General features: G+C 71.5%; 18 protein-coding genes, 3 tRNA genes and 1 pseudogene. 7 read left to right on the forward strand and 15 right to left on the reverse strand.

Translation table 11 applies throughout. The annotated features are described in order from the left end of the window. The first annotated feature begins 13 nt into the window (after positions 1–13). Positions 14–1,045, forward strand: coding sequence for a glycoside hydrolase family 6 protein (locus IE172_RS00660; RefSeq protein WP_190095055.1), 1,032 nt, complete (start codon positions 14–16; stop codon positions 1,043–1,045). Between the two features lie 81 nt (positions 1,046–1,126). On the opposite strand, the gene glxA is transcribed toward IE172_RS00660, so the two are convergent. The 3 genes from glxA to IE172_RS00675 all read right to left on the reverse strand — a co-directional run bounded on the left by glxA (position 1,127) and on the right by IE172_RS00675 (position 5,642). Beyond that, a complete protein-coding gene (gene glxA / locus IE172_RS00665; RefSeq protein WP_190095056.1) occupies positions 1,127–3,067 on the reverse strand; it encodes a radical copper oxidase GlxA in 1,941 nt (646 codons plus the stop codon). Beyond that, a complete protein-coding gene (locus IE172_RS00670) occupies positions 3,064–5,106 on the reverse strand; it encodes a glycosyltransferase family 2 protein (protein ID WP_190095057.1) in 2,043 nt (680 codons plus the stop codon). The genes glxA and IE172_RS00670 overlap by 4 nt, the downstream gene beginning before the upstream one ends. Positions 5,107–5,568: 462 nt before the next feature. Further along, a tRNA-Lys gene (locus IE172_RS00675) sits at positions 5,569–5,642 on the reverse strand. 684 nt (positions 5,643–6,326) lie between these two features. Between IE172_RS00675 and IE172_RS00680 the strand changes: the two genes are divergently transcribed. Then, positions 6,327–7,496 carry an SPFH domain-containing protein gene (locus IE172_RS00680; RefSeq protein WP_190095058.1) on the forward strand — a complete coding sequence of 390 codons (1,170 nt, stop codon included), beginning with the start codon at positions 6,327–6,329 and terminating at the stop codon, positions 7,494–7,496. A 124-nt stretch (positions 7,497–7,620) separates the two neighbouring features. Then, complete coding sequence (locus tag IE172_RS00685; RefSeq protein WP_190095059.1) at positions 7,621–8,226, forward strand: lytic polysaccharide monooxygenase auxiliary activity family 9 protein; 606 nt, start codon at positions 7,621–7,623, stop codon at positions 8,224–8,226. A 53-nt stretch (positions 8,227–8,279) separates the two neighbouring features. On the opposite strand, the gene IE172_RS00690 is transcribed toward IE172_RS00685, so the two are convergent. The 6 genes from IE172_RS00690 to ehuB form a co-directional block, all read right to left on the reverse strand. Next, a tRNA-Lys gene (locus IE172_RS00690) sits at positions 8,280–8,353 on the reverse strand. Between the two features lie 109 nt (positions 8,354–8,462). Continuing rightward, positions 8,463–9,221 (reverse strand): IclR family transcriptional regulator, encoded by a 759-nt coding sequence (locus IE172_RS00695; protein ID WP_190095060.1) that lies wholly within the window; start codon positions 9,219–9,221, stop codon positions 8,463–8,465. A gap of 235 nt (positions 9,222–9,456) precedes the next feature. After that, entirely contained in the window at positions 9,457–10,242 is a 786-nt protein-coding gene (gene ehuA / locus IE172_RS00700; protein WP_190095061.1) for an ectoine/hydroxyectoine ABC transporter ATP-binding protein EhuA, read from the reverse strand. Then, the gene (gene ehuD, locus IE172_RS00705; RefSeq protein WP_190095062.1) at positions 10,232–10,882 is read right to left on the reverse strand and encodes an ectoine/hydroxyectoine ABC transporter permease subunit EhuD; all 651 of its coding nucleotides are present in this window, start codon (positions 10,880–10,882) and stop codon (positions 10,232–10,234) included. The genes ehuA and ehuD overlap by 11 nt, the downstream gene beginning before the upstream one ends. Continuing rightward, the gene (gene ehuC / locus IE172_RS00710) at positions 10,882–11,595 is read right to left on the reverse strand and encodes an ectoine/hydroxyectoine ABC transporter permease subunit EhuC (protein ID WP_190095063.1); all 714 of its coding nucleotides are present in this window, start codon (positions 11,593–11,595) and stop codon (positions 10,882–10,884) included. The genes ehuD and ehuC overlap by 1 nt, the downstream gene beginning before the upstream one ends. Beyond that, a complete protein-coding gene (gene ehuB / locus IE172_RS00715; RefSeq protein ID WP_190095064.1) occupies positions 11,592–12,521 on the reverse strand; it encodes an ectoine/hydroxyectoine ABC transporter substrate-binding protein EhuB in 930 nt (309 codons plus the stop codon). Before ehuB ends, ehuC begins: the two co-directional genes overlap by 4 nt. A 186-nt stretch (positions 12,522–12,707) precedes the next feature. Between ehuB and IE172_RS35315 the strand changes: the two are divergent. Beyond that, a pseudogene (locus IE172_RS35315) lies at positions 12,708–12,875 on the forward strand (DUF3830 family protein); the annotation flags it as partial. Between the two features lie 111 nt (positions 12,876–12,986). Here the strand turns inward: IE172_RS35315 and IE172_RS00725 are convergent. Further along, positions 12,987–13,934 (reverse strand): D-2-hydroxyacid dehydrogenase, encoded by a 948-nt coding sequence (locus IE172_RS00725; RefSeq protein ID WP_190095065.1) that lies wholly within the window; start codon positions 13,932–13,934, stop codon positions 12,987–12,989. A 562-nt stretch (positions 13,935–14,496) separates the two neighbouring features. Here IE172_RS00725 and IE172_RS00730 point away from each other — a divergent pair. Further along, on the forward strand, positions 14,497–15,222 hold the full coding sequence (locus IE172_RS00730; protein ID WP_190095066.1) for a maleate cis-trans isomerase family protein: 726 nt from the start codon (positions 14,497–14,499) through the stop codon (positions 15,220–15,222). A gap of 97 nt (positions 15,223–15,319) precedes the next feature. Next, positions 15,320–16,426, forward strand: a complete 1,107-nt coding sequence (locus IE172_RS00735; protein WP_190095067.1) for an LLM class flavin-dependent oxidoreductase — start codon at positions 15,320–15,322, stop codon at positions 16,424–16,426. Here IE172_RS00735 and IE172_RS00740 read toward each other — a convergent pair. Further along, on the reverse strand, positions 16,402–18,255 hold the full coding sequence (locus IE172_RS00740) for a putative bifunctional diguanylate cyclase/phosphodiesterase (RefSeq protein ID WP_190095068.1): 1,854 nt from the start codon (positions 18,253–18,255) through the stop codon (positions 16,402–16,404). The genes IE172_RS00735 and IE172_RS00740 overlap by 25 nt on opposite strands. 478 nt (positions 18,256–18,733) lie before the next feature. Between IE172_RS00740 and IE172_RS00745 the strand changes: the two genes are divergently transcribed. After that, positions 18,734–19,951 (forward strand): M6 family metalloprotease domain-containing protein, encoded by a 1,218-nt coding sequence (locus IE172_RS00745; protein ID WP_229885725.1) that lies wholly within the window; start codon positions 18,734–18,736, stop codon positions 19,949–19,951. A 67-nt stretch (positions 19,952–20,018) separates the two neighbouring features. Here IE172_RS00745 and IE172_RS00750 read toward each other — a convergent pair. The 4 genes from IE172_RS00750 to IE172_RS00765 all read right to left on the reverse strand — a co-directional run bounded on the left by IE172_RS00750 (position 20,019) and on the right by IE172_RS00765 (position 21,997). Beyond that, positions 20,019–20,092, reverse strand: a tRNA-Lys gene (locus IE172_RS00750). Further along, positions 20,083–20,676: a bifunctional DNA primase/polymerase gene (locus tag IE172_RS00755; protein WP_190095070.1), complete on the reverse strand. Its 594-nt coding sequence runs from the start codon at positions 20,674–20,676 to the stop codon at positions 20,083–20,085. Before IE172_RS00755 ends, IE172_RS00750 begins: the two co-directional genes overlap by 10 nt. Before the next feature lie 125 nt (positions 20,677–20,801). Next, entirely contained in the window at positions 20,802–21,167 is a 366-nt protein-coding gene (locus tag IE172_RS00760; protein WP_190095071.1) for a DUF8844 domain-containing protein, read from the reverse strand. A 149-nt stretch (positions 21,168–21,316) separates the two neighbouring features. Next, positions 21,317–21,997 carry a DUF2238 domain-containing protein gene (locus IE172_RS00765; RefSeq protein WP_190095072.1) on the reverse strand — a complete coding sequence of 227 codons (681 nt, stop codon included), beginning with the start codon at positions 21,995–21,997 and terminating at the stop codon, positions 21,317–21,319. Between the last annotated feature and the right edge of the window lie 119 nt (positions 21,998–22,116).

Genomic DNA, 22,116 nt, shown 5'->3' on the forward strand with positions numbered 1-22,116 from the left:
CAAGGGGGGTTGGATGTACGGCAGCAGGGGGGTCGGGGCGTTCGCCGGGAGGCGGGCGTCGGCAGCGGTGCTGGGGGCGGCGCTGCTGGTCACGGGGTGTTCCTCCGGTGACGGCGACGGCGACGGCCGGGGCGACGCGGCCGACGCGGCCGTCACGCAGCAGCCGAAGGAGACCGACCCCTTCTGGGTCAACCCCGACGGCCTGTCCGTCCGCAAGGTCGCCGAACTCCAGGGCGACGGCAAGAAGGCGGAGGCCGAGCAGATCCGCAAGATCGCCGAGCAGCCCGTCGGCGAGTGGATCAGCCCGGAGAAGCCCGAGGAGCAGGCCCGCGGTTACACCGAGGGCGCCGAGAAGGCCGACCGCACCGCCCTGCTGGTCCTCTACAACATCCCGCACCGCGACTGCGACCAGTACTCACGCGGCGGCGCCGCCGACGGCGACGCCTACCGGGACTTCGTCGACGCCGTGGCCCGCGGCATCGGGGACCGCCCGGCGACGGTGATACTCGAACCCGACGCGGTACTGCACCTGGTGGACGGCTGCACCCCGCAGCAGTACCACGAGGAGCGCTACGACCTGCTCAGCGGCGCCATAGACAAGCTCAAGGGCCTGAAGAACACCAAGGTGTACCTCGACGCGGGCAACGCCGGGTGGGGCAACCCCGACCAGATCTTCGACCCGCTCAAGCGGGCCGGCATCGACCGGGCCGACGGCTTCTCGGTGAACGTGTCGAACTTCTACACCACCGAGGAATCCATCGCCTACGGCAAGCGGCTCTCCGCCAAGGTGGGCGGCAAGCCGTTCGTCATCGACACCAGCCGCAACGGCAACGGCCCCTACACCGAGGGCGACCCGAAGGAACGCTGGTGCAACCCGCCCGGCCGCGCCCTGGGCGAGACCCCCACCGTGGACACCGCCGACCCGCTGGTCGACGCCTACCTGTGGGTGAAGCGGCCCGGCGAGTCGGACGGCGAGTGCAAGGGCGGCCCGAAGGCCGGCCAGTGGTGGGCGGACTACGCCCTGGAACTGGCCAAGGGCTCCTGAGAAGCAGCGCGAAGTGCCCCGCACCCCCTCGGGGGTGCGGGGCACTGACGTGCGCGCGGCGCCAGGGGTGTCGAAGTCCCCCTAGGGCACCTGCACCCACTGCGCCTTGCTGGGCGTGCCGTCACCGGTGTTGACGAAGAGCATGTACCAGCCCGCCTGCACCAGGTTCCGGTTCTTCGGGACCGTCACGGTGATCTTGTCGCCGTCGGTCGTGAAGTCCAGCTCGATCGACCGCTGGTCCACGTCGGTCACGTGGGTCGAGGCGCTCGGCCGGATCAGCCGTACGCTCTTGACCGACGCGGCGTCCTTCGAGGTGAAGGTGCCGGACCCGCCCCGCTTGATGGTCCCGGGACCGTCCTTCAGTTCGGGCTGGGCCTCCTCGCCGTACAGGTACGGCGGGGTGTAGATCTCGACGCGCTGCTCGAACTCGCCCGGCTTGGTGTTCGCCTTGTCGGCGTAGAGCGAGTCGGAGCCGAAGAACATCAGGCGGCCGTCGGGCAGCAGGATGGAACCGGAGTGGTAGTTCCGGCCCACCAGCGGGTCGGCGACCCGCCTCATCTCGTTCTTCGCCGTGTCGTAGATCCGCGCCTCGAGGATGTTGGAGTCGCTGCGGCCGCGGTAGTCCTCCGAGCCGCCGGAGATCAGCACGTCGTCGTTGGGCAGGATCGAGGCCTGCGGGTAACGGGTGCCCTTGTCCATCGAGGGACCGTCGACGAACTTCGGGTCGTCGGCCTTGAGGTCGACGATCCGGGTCTTCTCACTGGCCAGCCGGGACTCGCCGACCCCGCCGCCGCCGATCACCATGTACTTCTCGTCCTGCGCGGGCGGCAGCAGCACCGTGCCGGAGGTCTCCAGCATGTTCGGGTCGCTCAGCCCGGGGACCTTCTCGAACTTGTTGGACTCCACGTCCCAGATGCCCGGGTCGCGGCCCACGTCGTCCGGCCCGTAGCCCGCGTTCGAACCCGAGTAGAACACCTTGCCGTTCTGCATCAGGAACAGCGCCGGGTACGTCGGGAACTGGCGGACCTTGTCGGTGTAGGTCCACTTCTTGGTCTCGGGGTCGTAGATCTCGTTCTTGCCCGGGACCAGCTGGCCGATGTCGTCGAGGCCGGAGACGCTGAGGATCTTGCCGTCGCTCAGGGTGGTGAGCGTCGGGTACCAGCGCGACTCCTTCATCGGGTCGACCTTGATGTACTTCTCGGCGATCGGGTCGAACTCGAAGGCGTCGTCGATGCCCTGGAAGTCCTTCTTGTCCAGGGCGAGCTTCTCGGCGATGCCGTACGTGTTCTGCGCGTCCTCGCCGGAGAGCCCCTGCACGGTGTAGTTGTCCTGCGTGCCGGTGGCGTACTTGTTGCCGTTCTTCTCCGCCTCGACGTAGGTACGGCCGTAGCCCGGGGTGTTGCCCAGGAACGCGCCGGTCTCCTTGTCGAAGTTCTTCGTCGCGCGCGGGACGAGCACGGGGTCCTTCGAGACGAAGGTCTTGCCGTTCTCCTTGCCGACGAATTTGGTCCCCGCCGGCAGGGTGATCGGCTTGTCCGGGTTCTCGTTGTGGACGACCATCAGGCCGCCCGCCTTCTTCACGTCACCCTTGAGCTTCTCGTACCGCTTGGTGCCGCCCGCGATGAGCAGGTTGCCGTTGGCCAGCTGGGTGTGGCCGGTGCAGAACAGGTCGGCGGGCGTCGGCACCTTCTTGATGGTCCCCTTGACCGGGTCCCAGATCCGGGTGTCGTACTGCTTGGCGTCGAAGTTGTCCTGGTTGTTGCCCGAGCCCGCGACGAGCAGCACCTTGCCGGTGCGCAGCAGCGCCGCGTGGATCGTGTTCTGCCGGTACTCCTCGGGAAACTCGACGATCTCCCACTTGCCGTTCGCGGCCTTGTACTCCGGCTGGTTGATCTTGTACTGGTGGTATTTCTCGGTGCCGACGCGATACAGCCACGGCCCGTTCATCCCGGCCAGCGCTAGTACCACCGCCGTGCCTATCGCGATACGACGGGCGCGACGGCGGCCTGCACGGTCAGTCATTCCTTACGTCCCCCAAGTCCACCAAGGGCGATTTGCATGGTCTGGTCGTTACCGGGGTTGGCGCCCCCGGGCCCTCCCGGCCCTTCGGGGCCGCCCGATCCGCCCGGTGCGCCGTGGGAGCCGGCCCAGCTGGGCCGGGCGTGCGGCTCGTGCGGGGCGTACGGCTGCTGCGCCTGCGGCAGCTCCTGCGTCCGGGGCGCCTCGGCGGCGTCCGGCTGCCGTCCCCCCGCGTGGGCACCGGGCTTCTTCCGGTCCTGCCGCATGCCGTGGCGCCAGGCGAACATCGGCGCGGCGGTGATGAGCAGGGCGAAGGTCGCCCAGATGACCATCGCCGGGTGCGAGTGTCCGTAGACGAAGCCCGCGGCGATGGAACCGGCGAAGATCAGGATGAAGTACCAGTGGTACCGGAAGGTTCCGAACCAGGTGTCCGGGCTGGCCGAGTCGCCCTTGGGGGTGACCACGAACTTGCTCTTCTTGCGCAGGACGGAGTCGATCAGCGCCTTCGCGTAGAGCGGTGCCGACAGCGCGGACATCACCATGCCGGCCACACCGCCGGAGCCCTCCGGCTCGTGCGGCGAGACGTTGTGGCGGCGGTTCCAGATGTAGAGGCCGATCTGCAGCGCCGAGGCGTTGCCGTAGAGCATCAGCCAGATGGTGGGGTCGATGTTCACACCCGAGGCGCCCAGGCCCAGGAACAGCGCGCAGCTGATCGCCGCGAGGATCCAGTTGAGGGCCGACATCGGATAGAAGATGATCATCATCGTGTAGTTGAAGAGCTTGCTCGGCGGGAGCGAGTAGAAGCCCTTCCAGTACTGGCCGATGATCGTCTCGTACGTGCCGCGCGACCAGCGCATCTGCTGGGTGAAGAAGTCGGTCCAGGCGTTGGGGCCCTCACCGACGGCGAGCACGTCCGGGGTGTAGACCGAGCGCCACTTCCTGCCCGTCGCCGGGTTCTTGTGGCGGTGCATCTCGAAGCCGGTCGCCATGTCCTCGGTGATCGAGTCGTACAGACCGCCGATCTGCTTGAGGGCCTTGATGCGCACCGCGTTGGAGGTGCCCACGAACATCGGCGAGCCGTAGCGGTTGCCGGCGCGCTGGATCAGCGCGTGGAAGAGGAACTGCTGGGACTCGGCGGCCTTGGTGACGAAGTTGTCGTAGTTGCCGTAGACCTGCGGGCCGATGACGAAGCCGACGTCCGGGTCGCGGAAGAAGCCGAGCATCCGCTCCAGGTAGTTCGGCAGCGGGATGTGGTCGGTGTCGACCGACGCGAAGTACTCGTAGTCGTCGCCGTGCGCGTCCAGCCAGGCGTTGTAGTTGCCGTGCTTGGTCTTGGCGCGGTGGGCGCCCTTCTTCTGGTTCCACTTCGCGACGCCCTTGCGGGAGAAGTGGCGCACGCCGAGCCGGGCGCAGACCTCTTTCACCTCGGGGTCGTCGCCCTCGTCGAGCAGCCAGACGTGCATGGTGCCCCGGTGGCGGATCTTGACGGCCGCCTCCAGGGTCTTCGTCACCATCTCGATCGGCTCCTTGCCGGGCACGAACGAGGTGAGGAAGGCCACGCGGGTGCCGGTCTCGGGCACCACCGGGATCGGGTCGCGGGCGACCAGGGTGGCGTGCGCGTTCGACAGCACGTTCATGCAGCGGAAGAACTCGATCAGGCCGATCGAGACGAGCATGACGATGTCGAGGGCCGGCAGCCACTCGAACTCGACGTAGTCCCGCTCGGTCCAGTGCGCGGGCTGGAGCAGCCACACCAGCAGCACCAGCGACAGCACCGGGGCCGCGGCCAGCATCAGCGCGATGCGGATGCGGTGCGGCTCCTGGCCGATCAGCGAGCGGTACTGGACCTTGTAGGGCTTGTTCGGATCGGGCTGGGTGAGGGGACCCGCGAGCCGGCTGTAGTGCTCGTAGTCGTATCTCGGCAGCGTCTTCTTGATCCGGCGGAACGTGCCCGTGTTTCCTGTCCTGTGCGCAGGCACCCTGAGCTGGGTGGTCTCGGACGGGTCGTCGTCCTTCCGGGCGCCCGTCGGCGTCGACGTCATGAGTCATCCCCCCACACGCGCCCCGCGCGTGTTTCGTCGCTTCCTTACGTCCGCGGCGGTCCCCCTCGACCTCCACGTACGTGTCAATGGTTGACCGCTGTCACCACGTCACCCACACCTTATAGACACGGCACAGCGCTCTTCCGGTTGCATGATGCCCCCCTCGGCATCACCCGCCGAACGGGGTCCCTGACCCCGCTCCGCCGGCAACCGGTTCCCTTTCCCCCCAACAACCGCGCATCCGCGGTTTCTTGAAGAGACCAGGGTCTACGGTGTTCATCATGATCGCAAGGTGCGAAACACGGTGTACACCGGGCATACGCGGCCATTGTGACGCCCGGGGAAGAGCGGTGGGGCCGCTGTTCCATACGGGGCGCGAGGGGGTTCCGCTCAACGGGCGCGAGGGGAGAACCGGCCAAAACCGACGGGCCCCCCGTCTGCACGAGGGGCCCGTCCTGTCGGTGCGCCGCCAGGGACTCGAACCCCGGACCCGCTGATTAAGAGTCAGCTGCTCTAACCAACTGAGCTAGCGGCGCGCGCTGACGGCGTAACTCTACAGGACCCCGGAGGCTGCCTCGGACCACCCGGGCCGCGCGGCGTCCGAGGCCGTCCCACCCGGGCGCTTACGTCGTTCGGACCGTCAACATGCGCGTGCGCTGGACGGTTGCCAGACTGGCCGTCGTGCGCAGTCGTGGAGGAACCGGCCGGGAGTGTGAGGGGAATCGCATGGAGTCTCCGGTGTTCGCGGACGTCGCCCCGGCCGGTGACCGCGACCGTCCCGGCCGTGTGTTCGACGTGGCTTGTTCTGATCCCGGCGCGCACGACACGTACGTCACGGAACCCGGCCGGACGCCCGTCCGCCGCGGTGCCGGGCCGTACCGTGCCCCGCTGCCGGGCCGACGCCGGACGGCGGAGACCCGCGGGGTGTGCCAGGAGGCGCGGGGGTGGCGGGGCGCCGCCGCCGCGGACGGGCCGCCGGGCCCGCCGGCCCGCGAGTCACCGGTGTCGCGGGAGGGTCGGGGAGGCCGTTGCGGAGCTTCCGCTTCCGCGTGGGGCGGAGGGCTCCTCGTGCCGGGCCGGCCGGGCCCGGACACCTGGCGGCAGCTCTTCTCCTGACGGTGTCCCCGGCCCGCAGGCAGTTCCACCGGCCACCGGGCACTGACCGGCGGCCGGGTCCCCGAACGTGACGCATCTGGCGCGGAGGCTGGAGGCAGGCGCGCATGACCACGACGACGTCCCACATCCCCGAGCACGTCCCCGAGCCCGGGCAGCCGCCGGACGGTGCGGCGGCCGCCCGGCCGGTCCGGCTCATCCACACCGAGTCCACCACCGAGATCCCCCTCCACCTGCTCTTCCGTGACGACCGGGGCGGTGACGACGCGTCCGGGCCGGGCCCGGTGCGGGTGCGGCCCGCGGTCGTCGCGCACCGGCCGGGCGCGGGGCGGGACAAGGGGGAGCGGTCCCGCCCGGGGGTCACCGACCGGTCCCGCCCGGCCGTCGCCCAGGTCGATCCCGCGCTGGTGGAGCGGCCCGCCCGGGTGCTGCCCGGAGCCGTGGGAGTGGTCGCGGGACTGGTCGGGACGGCCGGGTGCGCGGCCGCCGCCTGGTGGGCGGGTGTGACACCGGCGTTCGCCGTGGAGGGGCTGGGGGTCCCGGCGCGGGCCGGTGCGGCGGGGCCCGGTCCCGCCCAGTGGGCGGCGTTCGCGGGCGCCGGGACGCTCGGGCTGTTCGGGTTCGGCGGGCTGGCCCGCGGCAGCACCGGGCGGGCGTGGGTGCTCGGCCTGTTCGGCCGCTACCGGGGGACGGTGCGGCGCACGGGCCTGATGTGGGTGAACCCGCTGCTGCTGCGCCGCCGGGTCGACGTGCGGCTGCGGCACTGGCGGGGCGAGCCGATGCCGGCGGCCGACCGGGGCGGGGTCGCGCTGCGGGTGGCGGTGCAGGTGGTGTGGCGGGTGCGGGACACCGCGCGGGCCACGCTGGGTGTCGAGGACCACGAGCGCTACCTGCGCGAGTGCGTGGAGTCGGCGCTGCTGCGCGTCCCGGTGGCGGCGCCGGGGGCGGGGCGCGGTGAGGTGGAGGCGACGCGGGACGCGTTGACCCGGCTGGTGGCGGCGGACACCGGGCCGGTGGGGGTGGAGGTGTTCGCGGTGCGGCCGGTGCGGGTGGAGTACGTGCCGGAGGTGGCCGCCGCGATGCACCGGCGCCGGATCGCGGCGCTGGACGCCCAGCACCGGGCGAGTGTGCTCAGTTCGGTCGTGGATTCGGTGGAGGACACGGTGACCCGGCTGACGATGCGAGGGCTGGTGGCGCTCGACGACCACGAACGCAAGGTGCTGGTGAAGGATCTGACGGTGGCGTTCTGCGCGGGCCGGGGGGAGACGGGGCCGTGAACGGAAGGAGAACCGGGCCTGCGATTGGTATGGACATGTTCAAGGGGCGCCCATAATCTGAACTTGGTCTAGACCTACTCGCACGGCTCACCGAAACTCCCCCACGTTCACCAGGAGCGGCAGCATGCGCACACGGACCAAGCTGTACGCAGCCGCGGTGGGACTGGCCACGACCGGAGCACTCGTGTTCTCCTCCGGTGGTGCCAGCGGCCACGGCTACACCGACCTGCCGGTCAGCAGGCAGAAGCTCTGCCAGAACGGCACGGTCACCAACTGCGGATCCATCCAGTGGGAGCCGCAGAGCGTCGAAGGACCGAAGGGCTTCCCCGCCTCCGGGCCCGCCGACGGACGGATCTGCTCGGCGGGCAACACGCCGTTCGCCCAGCTCGACAGCCCGCGGACCCCGTCGGGCGGTGCCTGGCCGACCACCCGCGTGTCCGGCGGCCAGAACTACACCTTCCGGTGGCAGTTCACGGCCATGCACGCCACCACCGACTTCAAGTACTACGTCACCAAGCCGGGCTGGAACCAGAACCACAACCTGGCCCGGTCCGACCTCAACCTCACACCGTTCCTGACGGTGCCCTACAACGGCCAGCGTCCGCCGGGGACCCTGTCGCACAGCGGCCGGCTGCCGTCCGGGCTCAGCGGCCACCACGTGATCCTCGCGGTGTGGACGGTCCACGACACGGGCAACGCGTTCTACGCCTGCTCCGACGTCACGTTCTGACCCCGCCCGAACACGTCAAAGGGCCTCTCGCTCCCACGAGAGGCCCTTCCAGGTGCGCCGCCAGGGACTCGAACCCCGGACCCGCTGATTAAGAGTCAGCTGCTCTAACCAACTGAGCTAGCGGCGCATGACTCCCGCCGTCCGCTTCCGCGGTCGGCGACAGAAAAATACTACCCGGTCCCGGGGGGTGGTTCCGACCACCCGCCCGGGCGCCGGACAGGGCCGGGACAGCACACCTAGATCGTCAGCGAGAGCAGGACCGGCGCGGCGTTGCGGTTGAGGGTGTCGGCGGCCCGGCGCAGCCGGTGGGCGTGCTCGACCGGGAGGGACAGCGCCAGACAGCCCACCGAGGAACCGGCCGTGATCGGGACGGCCGCGCAGACCGTGCCCACCGCGTACTCCTGGAGGTCCAGGACCGGCACCGTGGGCGGCTGCGACGCGAGCCGGGACAGCAGCAGCCGGTCGCTGGTGATGGTGCGCGAGGTGAGCCGGGCCATCCGGTGCCGGGCGAGGTGGTCGCGCCGGCCGTCGTGGTCGAGCTGGGTGAGCAGGCTCTTGCCCATCGCGGTGGCGTGCGCCGAGGAGCGGAAGTCCACCCACTCGTTGACCTTCGGGGTGGCCGGGCCGTCGGCGTACTGGGTGACCTGTACCTCGCCGTCGACGTACCGGGTGATGTAGACGGCGGCGCCCACCGAGTCGCGGAGCCGGTCCAGGGTCTGCTGGAGCTGGTCGCGCAGTGCCCGCTCGTGCCCCTCGGCGGAACCGAGGCGGGCGAAGGCCGCCCCGGTGACGTACGCCCCGTCGGCCGTCTGCTCCACGTAGGCCTCGCGGCGCAGCATCCGCAGCAGCGTGGTCAGCCGCTCCGCGGGAATGCCGCTCTCGCGGGCGAGTTCGGTGTCGTTGACTCCTGTGCCGCGCCGCGCCACGGTCTCCAGGACGCGCAGGGCGTCCTGGACCGAGTGGTACGACGCGCTCGGCTCCTGCCTCAGCGCCACGGTTTCCCCCTGCGCTCGCTCGTGGGTCCTCTCGTCACGTCCCCGTCCGCCCGGACACGGCCAAGGGCCGCGATCCGGTCAGCCAATCCCCTCCACGATAGCCGTCAAGCGGCTTCCGGGAAGCGGGGGTTGACGAGATCGCGGCCCTCCCAACTGCGACGCCGACCCACTGGCATATGCCAATGGGATGACCCAGAGCGTGGACCTCGGGCGTTGCCCGCGTCACGGCCCGTGACTACAGGACCGCGCTGAGAAATTCCCGCGTCCGGTCGTTCTCCGGCTCGTTGAAGATCTTCTCCGGCGGACCCGTCTCGATCACCCGGCCCGCGTCGAACATCAGCACCTGGTCGGAGATGTCCCGGGCGAAGTTCATCTCGTGCGTCACGCAGAGCATGGTGATGTCGGTGGTGCGGGCGATCTCCCGCAGCAGGTCCAGGACGCCCGCGACCAGCTCCGGGTCCAGCGCCGAGGTCACCTCGTCGAGGAGGAGCACCTTCGGCCGCATCGCCAGCGCCCGCGCGATCGCCACGCGCTGCTGCTGGCCGCCGGAGAGCTGGGACGGGCGGGCGTCGCACTTGTCGGCCAGGCCCACCATGTCGAGCAGGCCCTTGGCCCGCTCCGCCGCCTCGTCCTTGGACATGCCGAGCACGGTGACCGGAGCCTCGGTGATGTTGCGCAGCACGCTCATGTTCGGGAACAGGTTGAACTGCTGGAACACCATCCCGATCTGCTTGCGCACCTCCCGCCGCTCCTTCTCGGTCGCCGGGAAGAGCTTCTGCCCGTCCACGGTGATCGTGCCCTCGTCGGGCTTGAGCAGCGTCATCAGCAGCCGCAGGATCGTCGTCTTGCCCGACCCGGACGGGCCGATCAGGGTGACGTGCTTGCCGGCGTCGACGGAGAAGTCCAGGTGGTCGAGGACGGTGTTCGTCCCGAACCGCTTGGTGACCTGCTCCAGGCGTATCAGCTCGCCGGAGCTGCGCCCGGGGCTTTTCTCGGGGTGGGGAAGAGTGTCAGTGGGCAAGGCGTCGCTCCAGGGCTCGCAGGGCAAGGGAGGCCAGGTAGGAGACGATGATGAAGGCCACGCCGATCACCGTCAGGGGCTCGGTGAACTGGAAGTTCTGCTGCGAGAACAGACGTGCCTCGCCGAGCATCTCCAGCACCGTGATCGCCATCAGCAGCGGCGTGTCCTTCAGCATGGAGATCACGTAGTTGCCGAGGGCCGGGACCACACGGCGGATCGCCTGGGGCAGCACCACGGCCGTCCAGGTCCGCCGCACCGGCAGGTTGAGCGCCGTCGCGGCCTCCCACTGGCCGGCCGGCACCGCCTCGATGCCGGCCCGGTAGACCTGCATCGTGTACGTCGAGTAGTGCAGCCCGATGGCGACCACACCGGTGGTCAGCGCCGAGAAGGTCACGTTCCACTCGGGCAGCACGTAGAAGAGGAAGAACAGCTGCACCAGCAGCGGGGTGTTGCGGACGAACTCCGTGACCGCGCCGACGGGCCAGGTGACCCAGCGCGAGGGCACCCGCATCAGCAGCGCCCACACCAGGCCGAGGACGAACGACAGCAGCGACCCCAGGACGAGGATCTGCAGGGTGACCAGCAGACCGTCCCAGAAGTGCGGCATGAAGTCGGAGACCGCGCTCCAGTCCCATTCCATCAGGCGGCACCCCCCACGTTGCTCGTCTCGGGCCGCTTCAGCTCCGTGTCGGGCTCGCGCACCGGTGCCTTCCCCACGCCCGTCTTCAGCTTCTTCTCCAGCCCGCGCATCACCCGCGTCAGCAGGAACGCGATCACGAAGTAGATCAGCAGGACGTACGTGTAGATCTCCGCGCTCTCCTGCAGCGCCAGGCGCACCAGGTTGCCGCTGAACGCCAGGTCACCCATGCCCATGATCGACACCAGGGCGGTGCCCTTGAGCAGTTCGATCAGCAGGTTGGAGAACGGCGGGATCATCTCCGGCACCGCCTGCGGCAGCAGGATCAGCCGCATCCGCTGCCAGGGCGTGAAGCTGAGCGCGATGCCGCCCTCCTTCTGCGCCGGGTCGACCGCGCCGAGCGCGCCGCGCACGATCTCGGAGCCGTACGCCCCGTAGGTCAGGCCCAGCGCCAGGGTGCCCGCCCACATGGGCACGAGCTGCCAGCCGAAGGCCGGCGGCAGCACGAAGAACACCCAGAAGATCATCACCAGTGCGGAGGTGCCGCGGAACACCTCGGTGTAGAAGCCCGCGAGGAAGCGGACGATCCACAGGCGGTGGGTGCGCGCGACGCCGACCACGAAGGAGACGGCCGTCGCCAGCAGCGAGCTGAAGAAGAGCAGCTGGATCGTGACCCAGACACCCTCGAGTACCAGTTCCCACAGTCCGGATGTCATCCGCCGCACAACTCCTTCGCGGTCAGATCGGTCATCTCGTCCTCGGTGAAACCGAAGGGCTTGAGGATGCGCAGCAGTTCGCCGCTCTTCTTGAGCTTGTGCAGCTCGACGTTGAAGGCGTCCCGCAGGTTGGTCTCGTTCGGGCGGAAGGCGAAACCGCCGCCGTCGGTGTGCGGCTCGCCGTCGACGAGGGGCTGGAACGCCTCCGTCGCCTCGGTCTTCGCCGACTTCTTGACCACCTCGCGGACGGTCAGGGCCGTGCCCGCGAAGACGTCCACGCGCCCGGCCTCGACGGCGTTCAGGCCGGCCACCTGGTCGGGCACGATGAGGATGTCGCTCTCCTTGATCCCGGCCTCCACCGCGTAGGCGATCTCGGCGTATCCGGTACCGGTCGCGAACTTGGCCTTCTTCTCCACGACGTCCTTGTAGTCGCGCAGCCCGAGCGGGTTGCCCTTGCGCACGATGAAGGCGTCGAGCATCTGGTAGTCGGGGTCGGAGAAGATGACCTGCTGGCAGCGGTCGGGGTTGATGTACATCCCGGCCGCCACCACGTCGAACTGCTGCGACGCCAGACCCGGGATGAGGGAGCCGAACTCCGTCGGCACCGGCTGCACCCGGTCCACTCCGAGCCGCTTGAAGATGACCTTCGCGAGCTCCGGCGCCTCGCCGGTCAGTTCTCCGTTCCTGTCGATGTACCCGAAGGGGATCTCGCCCGCGATGCCGAGCCGGGCCACACCCTGCGCCCTCAGCCGTTCCAGGAGGTCGCCGCCCTTCACGTCGGAGGCGGTGGCCACCCGTGAGCAGCCGGCGGCCCCCAGGGCGCCGAGCGCCGCGACCCCCGCGAGCAGCGACCGGCGAGTGGGCCCGGCTGTCTGGAACCTTCGGTCGGATATGCCCCCCGGAGGGGTTCTGTGTGGTGGAGCCATGGGCGCGCAGCTACCCGAAGCCAGTCCGGTTATGCCGATCTTTTTCAGTCCGATGTCCCGGCCCGGCGCCCCTGACCGCGGGGCCGCCGCGCACCGCCGTGCAGGGTCCGGACGACCGCTGCGGCGCAGTCCCGCTGGTCACGCGCGGCGTCGCCCGCACGGTCCGGCTGCCGGCGACGGGCCCCGGTCACCTGTGCGACCGTCCGGAAAACGCTGCCCCTCCACGGTGACGCCCATTACTCCATATGGGGCGGTAACGAACTCCGCGCACCATTTCCTCTCAAAACGGATATATGGCCACCCCGCGAGGGCCCGGCCGTCACGCCCGTTCCGGGCGATCCGTGCTGCTTCCCCCGCGCGGGCGCCGAGCCGGACACCGCGTCCCCCGGTGACGGCCGCGAGGCCCGCCCCGGCATCCACCCCGGTGGACCCGGCCCTGTCCCGCGAGCGCCACGGCCTGCGGCGTCAGTGACCCGGTACGTACCCGCGCTGCTTGTCGACCACGTTCACCAGGGGCTCGCCCGCCACCCACCGCTCGAACAACTCCACGAACTGTGCGCCGAGTTCGTCCCGCCAGCCGACCGTGTCGCCGCTCATGTGCGGCGACACGACCAGGCCCGGCAGCTCCCAGAGCGGGCTGTCCGGAGTGAGCGGCTCGGTCGCGAAGACGTCCAGCGCGGCCCCCGCGATCCACCGCCCGCGCAGCGCCCCGGCCAGCGCCTCCTCCACGACCAGCTGCCCGCGGCCGATGTTGACGAAGTGCGCGGACGGCTGCATCAGCCCGAACCGGCGGGCGTCGAACATGCCCCGCGTCCCCTCGGTCAGCGGAGCGGCCGCGATCACCCAGTCCGCGCCGGCCATCAGCCGGTCCAGGTCCTGCGGGCCGTGCACGCCGGACCGCGCGGTCCGCCCGACCAGCGCCGTCCGCACCCCCAGCGCGCCGAGCGTGCCGGCGATCGCCCGCCCGATCGGGCCCGAGCCCACCACCACGGCGCGGGTCCCCGCGACCCGGCGCGTCTCCCGGTGCCGCCAGGTCCGCTCCCGCTGGAGCTCCAGCGTCCGCGGCAGGTCCTTGGCGAAGGCGAGGACGAGGGCCGCCACGTACTCGGCGATCGGCCGGTCGAAGATCCCCCGCGCGTTGGTGACGACGGTGTCGGACGCGGCGAGTTCCGGACAGAGCAGATGGTCCACGCCCGCGCTCGCCGTGTGCACCCAGCGCGGCCGGGGACCCTCACCGGGCCACGCCCCGCGCACCGCGTCGGAGGTGAAGTCCCACACCAGCAGCACGTCCGCGAACGGCAGCCGGCCGGCGAGCGTCGAGGCGTCCGCGTGCTCCACCCTGACCCGGCCGGTGAGCCTGCCGAGACGGGGGAGCGGATCGGCGTCCAGGACGAGCAGCGTGGGGGTGGTCAAGGGGTTCGCCTCCAGGCTCTCCGGGCACGGTGCGGCTCCCCGGCGGCAGCCGGTGACGACGGGTCGACCAGGCGCTGACCGGTGGATGACCAGGGCGGACCGACCACGCTCGCACCCGGGCCCGCCTCCGTCAACACGGGCGTTCCCCCGATCCGTTGCGCGCTCCTCCCCGGGGCGGGGCCGGGGCCGGCCCGGACGTCTCCTTCACCGGCCGCGCCCTCACGGGCCCGGCCCCTCCTGAAGGTCACCCACCGGGCGGTGGTGGACTTGGCCCGGCGGGCGGCGGACGGCCTTACGCGCGGCCCGGACGCGCTGTTCCCGTCCCGCACCGGCCCGCCGGCCCATGAGGCCGCCCCCGGCCGGAGGCGGAACCGCGCATACCGGCCATCTCGGCCAACCAGGTGACCATGTGGGCGGCGCTGCGCCGATTGGGTACCCGAGCGGTGGGACCGTATCAGGCGCTGATCGACGCGTCGGCGCGCTCCGGGACCGTTTCGCCGGGCCGGGCGTCCGGTCCGGTACCGCCGGACGTGCCGGAAGAGAAGCAGCAGGAAGGCTGGACATGACCGCACTGGGATTCCTCTATCCGGGCCACTCCGCAGAGGACGACTATCCGCGCATCGAGCAGTTGCTGGGCAGCGACGTCCGGGTGGACCTGGTGCACACCGACATCGGCGAGGACGCGCAGCGGATGGACACGCTGCTCCAGATGGGCGCGCCCGACCGCCTGGCGGCCGGCCTCCAGCAGCTGCGCCTGTCCGGAGCGGACGCGGTGGTGTGGGCCTGCACCAGCGGCAGCTTCGCGCACGGCTGGGACGGCGCCCACGAGCAGGTGCGCAGCCTCGCCATGGCGGCCGGCATGCCCGCCTCGTCCACGTCCTTCGCCTTCGTGCACGCGCTGCGCGAGATCGAGGCGCGGCGGGTCGCCGTCGGCGCCACCTACCCGGACGACGTGGTGGCGCTCTTCGCCGACTTCCTGCGCGCCGGCGGCGTCGAGGTCACCGCCACGCACAGCTCCGGCACCGCCGCCGCGGCCGGCAGCTGGGGCGAGGAGGAGCTGTTCGCGCTGGCCCGCGCGGCCGACACCCCCGACGCCGACGCGGTGCTCCTGCCCGACACGGCCCTGCACACCGTCGCCCACATCCCCGCCCTGGAGAAGGAACTGGGCAAGCCGGTCCTCACCGCCAACCAGGTCACCGCCTGGGAGTGCCTGCGCCTGGCGGACCGCCGGGTGAACGCCCCCGAGCTGGGCGCCCTGTTCACCCGGGAGCCGATCGTCCAGGTGTGACCGCGGACCGCGTCCGGGCCGGTCACGGAATAGAAGGGGTGCCGCGCCTGTTGTCGAGCGGGAACAGAGCACGGCGACACACAGGAGGCACCCCACCGTGGCCGCAGACGACACCGCAGCCGACGGGATACGAGGCACGGCCCACGGGGACGCGCCCGTCCCGCTCTCGGTCCTCGACCTGGTCACCGTGGGCGCGGGCAGCACCGCCACCGACGCGCTGAGGACCAGCGTGGAGCTGGCCCGCCTCGCGGAGTCCCGCGGCTTCCACCGCCACTGGGTCGCCGAGCACCACTCCATGCCGGGCGTGGCCTCCTCCTCCCCGGCGGTCATCCTGGCCCACCTCGCCGCCCACACCGAGCGCATCCGCCTCGGCTCCGGCGGGGTGATGCTGCCCAACCACGCCCCGCTGGTGATCGCCGAGCAGTTCGGCACCCTGGAGGCCCTGGCCCCGGGCCGGATCGACCTCGGCCTCGGCCGCGCCCCCGGCACCGACGGGGCCACCGCGGCCGCCCTGCGCCGCACCGACCGGCTGAACGAGGGCGCCGACGACTTCCCCCAGCAGCTCGCCGAGCTCACCCGCTTCCTCGACGACGACTTCCCCGACGGCCACCCCTACGCCCGCATCCACGCCGTCCCCGGCCCGGTGCAGGCGACCTCGCCCGGCGGCGTGCAGTCCCCGCACCGCCCGCCCCTCTGGCTGCTCGGCTCCTCCGGCTTCAGCGCCCGGCTGGCCGGCATGCTCGGCCTGCCGTTCGCCTTCGCCCACCACTTCTCGGCGCGGAACACGATCCCGGCGCTGGACCTGTACCGCGACTCCTTCCGTCCCAGCGAGGTCCTGGACGCGCCCTACGCCCTGATCGGTGTCTCCGCGCTGGCCGCGGACGACGAGAAGGAGGCCCGCCGCCAGGTGCTGGCCGCCGCGCTCAACATGGTCCGGCTGCGCACCGGGCGCCCGGGGCTCGTCCCCACGCCGGAGGAGGCGGAGGCGTACGACTTCTCCCCGGCGGAGCGGGAGTTCGTCGACTCGTGGAACGCCAACGTCGTGCACGGCACCGCGGACGAGGTCCGCGCGGGCCTGGACGCACTGCGCGAGCGCACCGGCGCCGACGAGCTGATGCTCACCGCCAACGCCCACGGCGGTGACGTACGGCTGCGCTCCTACGAGCTGATCGCCGACGTCTACGGATTGCCCACGCCCGCCTGAACCCCGGGCGTGCCCAGCAGTTCGGAGATGCGGTCCGGCGACACCGGCCTGGAGTACAGCCAGCCCTGACCGGTGTCGCACCCGATCCGGCGCAGCCGGGTCGCCTGCGCCGAGGTCTCCACGCACTCCGCGGTGACGGTCAGGCCGAGCCGGTGGGCGAGCTGCACCATCGCCTCGACGATGACCTCGTCCGCCGGGCTCGCCTTGGCGGTGCGGTCCTCGATCTGGAAGCCCCGCACGAAGGAGCCGTCCAGTTTCAGCACCGACACCGGCAGCCGGCTGAGGTAGGCCAGGTTCGAGTAGCCGGTGCCGAAGTCGTCGATGGCGATGCGCACGCCCATGTCGCTGAGCGCCTTCAGGGTCTGGATCGGCCGGCCGGAGGAGCCCATCACCGCCGACTCGGTCAGCTCCAGCTGGAGCAGTTCCGGCGCGAGGCCCGTCTCCCGGAGGATGTCCGCGACGTCCGCCACCAGGTCGGAGTCCCACACCTGACGGACCGCCACGTTGACGCTGACGAAGATCGGCGGCCCGTCCGGGTGCTCCACCTGCCAGGCGCGGGCCTGCCGGCAGGCGGTGCGCAGCACCCAGCGGCCGAGCGGCACGATCGAGCCGTCCTCCTCCGCCAGGGGGATGAACCGGTTCGGCGTCAGTGTGCCGAAGCGGGGGTGGTGCCAGCGGACCAGCGCCTCCACCCCGTGCACCCGGTCGTCCTCCATGCCCACCAGCGGCTGGTACTCCAGCGCGAACTCGCCCCGGTCGATGGCCGGGCGGAGCGTGGAGGCGAGTGCCTGCCGGGTCACCCGGTGGGCGTTGCGTTCCGGGTCGAAGAAGGTCCAGCGGGCCTTGCCGTCGGCCTTCGCCCAGTACAGCGTCGTGTCGGCGGCCTGCATCAGCGCGGTGGGGGTGGTCCCGGCGGCGTGCCGCTCCACCACCCCGATCGACGCGGAGACCGACAGCCGCCGGCCGGACAGGTCGAACGGCGCCTGGATCGCGTCGAGCAGTGACTCGGCGAGGTCGGCGAGTTGTTCGGTGCCGGTGGAGTCCTCCACGAGCAGCGCGAACTCGTCCCCGCCGAGCCGGGCGACCAGCGGTGTGCCGGTCCTGGCCGCGTCCTTCGCGCACCGGGTGAGCCGCTCGGCGACGGCGGTCAGCAGCTGGTCGCCGACGCGGTGGCCCAGGGTGTCGTTGACGGCCTTGAACCCGTCCAGGTCGAGGTAGCACAGCCCGATCCGGCCGGTGCCGCTCTCCTCGTACGATTCCGCCTCCAGCGCCTCGGTCAGCCGCTCGAAGAACAGGGCGCGGTTGGGCAGCCGGGTCACCGGGTCGTGCATCCGTACGTGCCGCAGGCGCTCCTGGAGTTCCCGGTGGTCGCTGATGTCGGCGACCGACAGCAGTACGCCCCCGTCGTCGGCGGGCAGCGGGGCGACCGTCACCCGCACCCACAGCGCGTGTCCCTCGGGATGTTTCAGCCGCCGGGTGCAGCGCAGCCGGGCCCGCCGTCCGCGGAGCATCTCCCGGTAGGCGTGCCAGGCGCGGGTGTCGGAGGTCAGGTCCACCAGGTCGGCGGCGACGGCCCCGGTCAGGGTGTCCTGGTCGCGGCCCAGCAGGCCGGCGAGGGCCGCGTTGGCCCCGGTCACCAGGCCCTCGCGGTCGACCACGGCCATCGCGAGCGGCGCGGCCGTGAAGACGGAGCGGTACGACGGGGGAGACGGCGCGAGGGCCCGCACGACGGGGGGTCCCGCACCGGCAGAGGTGATGATCTCACTCTCCGTGACGACCCGCCGGTCGAGTTCCGCCGCGGGCGCCGGCCCTTCGGACGTTCCGCTCACCACTCGCTCCCGCAGTGCACTCGATCGCTGTCCGCCGCTGTCCGTGCAGGAAAGTCTCTCAGTACCAGGAAGTGTGCCGATCATAGAGGTCCGCGCCGGGGCCTTCCAGCCACTGTCCGGTCTTCCGTACGGATCCGCATCTCCGCCCGATCGTTTCTGCCCACGGGTGCACGGCTTATGCGGCCCTCCGACCAGTTGTGACGTTCCGTGAGTGAACAGGGTGTCGACCCCGTTCGGCCCCGTTCGGATTTCCGCCGTTCTCACCCGTCCGGTGCAGTTGAACAGGGCGCAGTATGACAAACCACCACAGTCTGGGGTGCGGTGTCCCGCGAACCGTCTCCCGGAGGTCCCCGTGCCGCGTCAGCTCACCCCGGGACGGCTCGGTCGTGAGGCACTGCGCGACCGGTTCCGCCGATCGGGTGCACGGACCCTGGCGGGCCGGCCGGGCGCACGGCCCCGTCTGCGCACGACCGCGGCGATGTGCACCACCATGTCGGCGCTCGCGGCGACCTCCATGGTCAGCGTCCCCTCCCACCCCGAGCCGTTCTCCGCGGCACCCTGCGCCCTCACCCGCACCGACGCCCACCACTCCGAGGGTCTGGACACCTGGAACGCCGCCTACCCCCGCCCCACCCGGTCCCTGGACGCGGTGATGGTGTTCCTCTCCTTCCCCGACTCCCACCCCCTGACCACCCCCGCCGAACTCGCCGCCGACCACTTCCCCGCCACCAGCCGCTTCTTCCGGCAGGCGTCCTACGGCAAGTTCACCCTGCGCCCGCACCCCCTGCGGCAGTGGATCCGCATGCCGCGGCCCTCCACCGCGTACGCCATAGAGCGCGACTGGACCGTCGCCCACCGGGCCGCCTACCTGCGCGACGCGCTCGCCGCCACCGACCGGCACGTCGACTACGCGCGCTACGACGTCGTCTACTTCGTCGCCGACCCGGACGCGCCCGGGGTGGACTCCGACGCCACCAAGGTCGTCAACCTGGACCGTCCGCTGCGCGCCGACGGCACCGACATTCGCCGGGTCGTCACCGTGTTCGAGAACCACCCCCCGGACCGGCTCGTCCTCGCCCACGAGACCGGACACGTCTTCGACCTGCCCGACCTCTACCACCGGCCGGTGGACGGCAAGGGCGACTGGGACACCCACGTGGGGGACTGGGACCTGATGGGCAGCCAGTTCGCCATGGCCCCCGACCTGTTCGCCTGGCACAAGTGGAAGCTGGGCTGGCTGGAACCCCGGCAGGTGCGGTGCGTGCAGGACGCGGGGCCGGTGCGGCTGACGCTGGAGCCGCTGGCGGCGGGGCCCGGGACGCCGGTGACGGGGGCGGCGGGGGCGCCGTCCTTCGGCCTCGGGCGGGGCACCAAGCTCGCCGTCGTGCGCACCGGCGCCGACAGCGCGCTCGCCTTCGAGGTGCGCGGCCGGGCCGGCAACGACACGGCGGCCTGCCGGCAGGGGGTGCTGGTCTACCGGGTGAGCGCCGGCACCCGCTCCGGACGCGGCCCCATCGAGGTCGTCGACGCCCACCCGCACACCGAGGCCTGCGGGGAGGACTCCGTCTACCCGCCCCTCGCCGACGCGCCGGTCGCCCTCGGCGAGAGCTTCACGGTGCCGGGGACGTCCGTACGGGTGGAGGTGGAGGGGCGCACGGCGTCCGGGGCGTGGACGGTGAAGATCAGTACGCGGTAGCCGGGCCCTGTGGCCTGTCCGGACACGAGTGAGGCCCCTCGCTGCTGCGAGGGGCCTCACTCTGTCGTGCGCCGCCAGGGACTCGAACCCCGGACCCGCTGATTAAGAGTCAGCTGCTCTAACCAACTGAGCTAGCGGCGCCTGCTGACGTCGTAGACATTAGCATCACGATCCGCGGGAGGAAAAATCGATATCCGCACGGCCGCGCGGGCCGCCCGCACGGCCGCCCACAGCAGCACCTCCGGACCCGGCAGCCAGGGGCGACGCGTGTCGGGGGCGACCAGCCAGCGGGCGACCGGCACGGCGCCGGCGGAGCCCGCGGGTGCGGGCGCCGGGACGGTCACCGCGTCGCCGGCGCCGTGGCACAGCAGTGGCGGAACGCCGTCCGTCCGCGCGCCCCGCGCACCCCACTCCTCCCACTCCAGGAGGACCGGCAGCCGCTGTGCCGTGCCGGGCGCGGCGAAGAGCAGCGTCCGCCCGCGGAACTCGGCCACGGGGCCGGACCCCGGCCCCTCCTCCCACATCCGGTCCAGCATCCGGCGCCCGAACGTCGCGGGCACGCTCACCACGTCGAAGACCACACCGCAGGGCAGCACGACCGGCGCGTGCGGCCGCTCGCCCCAGTGCGCGAGCGTGCCGCGCTGACACGTCCCGGCCGAGGCGAGCCAGGCGGCGCCGTCCGGGGTGACACCGCTGACGTCGGAGACCTTCCGTGGGCTGCTCATGGGGATACGTCTACCGCCAGTGAGGGAACGGTTCCGCAGAGTTGCGGGAACCGGGGACGCGGCCGTGGGCGAGGAGGTATCGTGCCCACCCGGCATATGCCACGCCCGTTCGAGCGGCATGCCGCTCAGGCGGGTTCGACCTGCCCCGGCCCTTCCCCGCTCCGCATCAGATCCCGGCCGAACTCGACCATCTTCTTCGCGTAGTCCTCGGTCCACTCGGCGCGCTCGGCGATGTCCGCCGCCGTCAGCCGGTCGAAGCGCCGCGGGTCGGCGAGCTGGGCCGCCGCCATCGCCTGGAACTCCGTCGCCCGGTCCGCCGCGGCCCGGAACGCGAGCGTCAGCTCGGTCGCCCGCTCCAGCAGCGCGCGCGGATCCTCGAGCGACTCCAGGTCGAAGAAGTGCTCCGGATCCGAGGCCGCTGCCGCGGGCTCGAACAGCAAGGGCGCGGGGCGTAGCCGCGGCTGTTCCCGACGCGGCGCCTGCTCCGCCATGAGATCTCCTCCACGTACGACGAACGACCCCCGGTAGGCGGGCCACCGTCCATTGTCCCGCGCCCGCGCAAGAGGGCGTCGGCACACGTCGGGATCCGCCGGGCTCGCCGGGGAGCAGGGGTACGGCGGCCACGTGGGGGGCGCATCCGTCAGTCCTTGGCGGTGACCCCCAGGCGGGTGAGGCTGCGGTCGTGGGGGCGGCTGAGGAGGAGGAGGGCGGTGGTAGCGCCGATCAGGGCGCAGAACATGTCCCACTGGGTGTCCCAGACGTCGCCCTGCGTCCCGAGGAACGCGTCGGCCGCCTGTCCTCCGATCACGGCCGCCAGCCACTCCAGCAGCTCGAAGGTGGCGCTGAAGGCGAGGCAGGCGCAGACCGCCAGCGGGGCGAGCCAGCGGCTGCCGCGCAGGGGCGAGGTCCGCATGAGGAGCTCGCGGACCAGGATCGCCGGGACGAAGCCCTGCATGAGGTGCCCGAAGCGGTCGTAGGGGTTGCGCTCCAGGCCGAGCCAGTCGCGTACCCAGTCACCGGCCGGGACCTCGGCGTACGTGTAGTGGCCGCCGACGACGAGGACGACGGCGTGGGCGGCCAGCAGGCCGCAGAGCAGGCCGCTCAGCGGGAACCTGCGGCGCAGCAGGACCGCCATCGGCAGGCCCACCATCACCCACACCGTCTCCAGCACCCAGGTGGTCGGGTCCTTGGCGCCGAACGCCGACGCCACCAGCGCCACCGCGACGAGGACCGCGAGAACGGCGGGCAGCCGACGGCCGCCACGGCCCGGGACGGACAGGGTGCCGGCCGGTGATCCGGCGGGCGCGGGGAAGGACGGCATCAGTGGCTCCTCATGTCCAAGGCCCCCGACTGTCCGGCCGTCCGGCCGCCCGGGGTGTACGGCCATCCTCGGCACGCCCTGACACCCGGGCATGAGTACGCCTACTCAACTACCCGCCC

This window comes from Streptomyces griseoflavus (genome assembly GCF_014649995.1).
In the GTDB taxonomy this organism is placed as follows: Bacteria; Actinomycetota; Actinomycetes; order Streptomycetales; family Streptomycetaceae; genus Streptomyces; species Streptomyces griseoflavus.

Bases quoted from the DNA above. Each gene is read 5' to 3' on its own strand.
- IE172_RS00680 (WP_190095058.1), top strand. From the start codon at position 6,327: ATGACCACGACGACGTCCCACATCCCCGAGCACGTCCCCGAGCCCGGG.
- ehuB (WP_190095064.1), bottom strand. From the start codon at position 12,521: ATGGCTCCACCACACAGAACCCCTCCGGGGGGCATATCCGACCGAAGG.
- IE172_RS00685 (WP_190095059.1), top strand. From the start codon at position 7,621: ATGCGCACACGGACCAAGCTGTACGCAGCCGCGGTGGGACTGGCCACG.
- IE172_RS00765 (WP_190095072.1), bottom strand. From the start codon at position 21,997: ATGCCGTCCTTCCCCGCGCCCGCCGGATCACCGGCCGGCACCCTGTCC.
- ehuC (WP_190095063.1), bottom strand. From the start codon at position 11,595: ATGACATCCGGACTGTGGGAACTGGTACTCGAGGGTGTCTGGGTCACG.
- ehuD (WP_190095062.1), bottom strand. From the start codon at position 10,882: ATGGAATGGGACTGGAGCGCGGTCTCCGACTTCATGCCGCACTTCTGG.
- IE172_RS00660 (WP_190095055.1), top strand. From the start codon at position 14: ATGTACGGCAGCAGGGGGGTCGGGGCGTTCGCCGGGAGGCGGGCGTCG.
- IE172_RS00760 (WP_190095071.1), bottom strand. From the start codon at position 21,167: ATGGCGGAGCAGGCGCCGCGTCGGGAACAGCCGCGGCTACGCCCCGCG.
- IE172_RS00755 (WP_190095070.1), bottom strand. From the start codon at position 20,676: ATGAGCAGCCCACGGAAGGTCTCCGACGTCAGCGGTGTCACCCCGGAC.
- IE172_RS00745 (WP_229885725.1), top strand. From the start codon at position 18,734: ATGTGCACCACCATGTCGGCGCTCGCGGCGACCTCCATGGTCAGCGTC.
- glxA (WP_190095056.1), bottom strand. From the start codon at position 3,067: ATGACTGACCGTGCAGGCCGCCGTCGCGCCCGTCGTATCGCGATAGGC.
- IE172_RS00670 (WP_190095057.1), bottom strand. From the start codon at position 5,106: ATGACGTCGACGCCGACGGGCGCCCGGAAGGACGACGACCCGTCCGAG.
- IE172_RS00730 (WP_190095066.1), top strand. From the start codon at position 14,497: ATGACCGCACTGGGATTCCTCTATCCGGGCCACTCCGCAGAGGACGAC.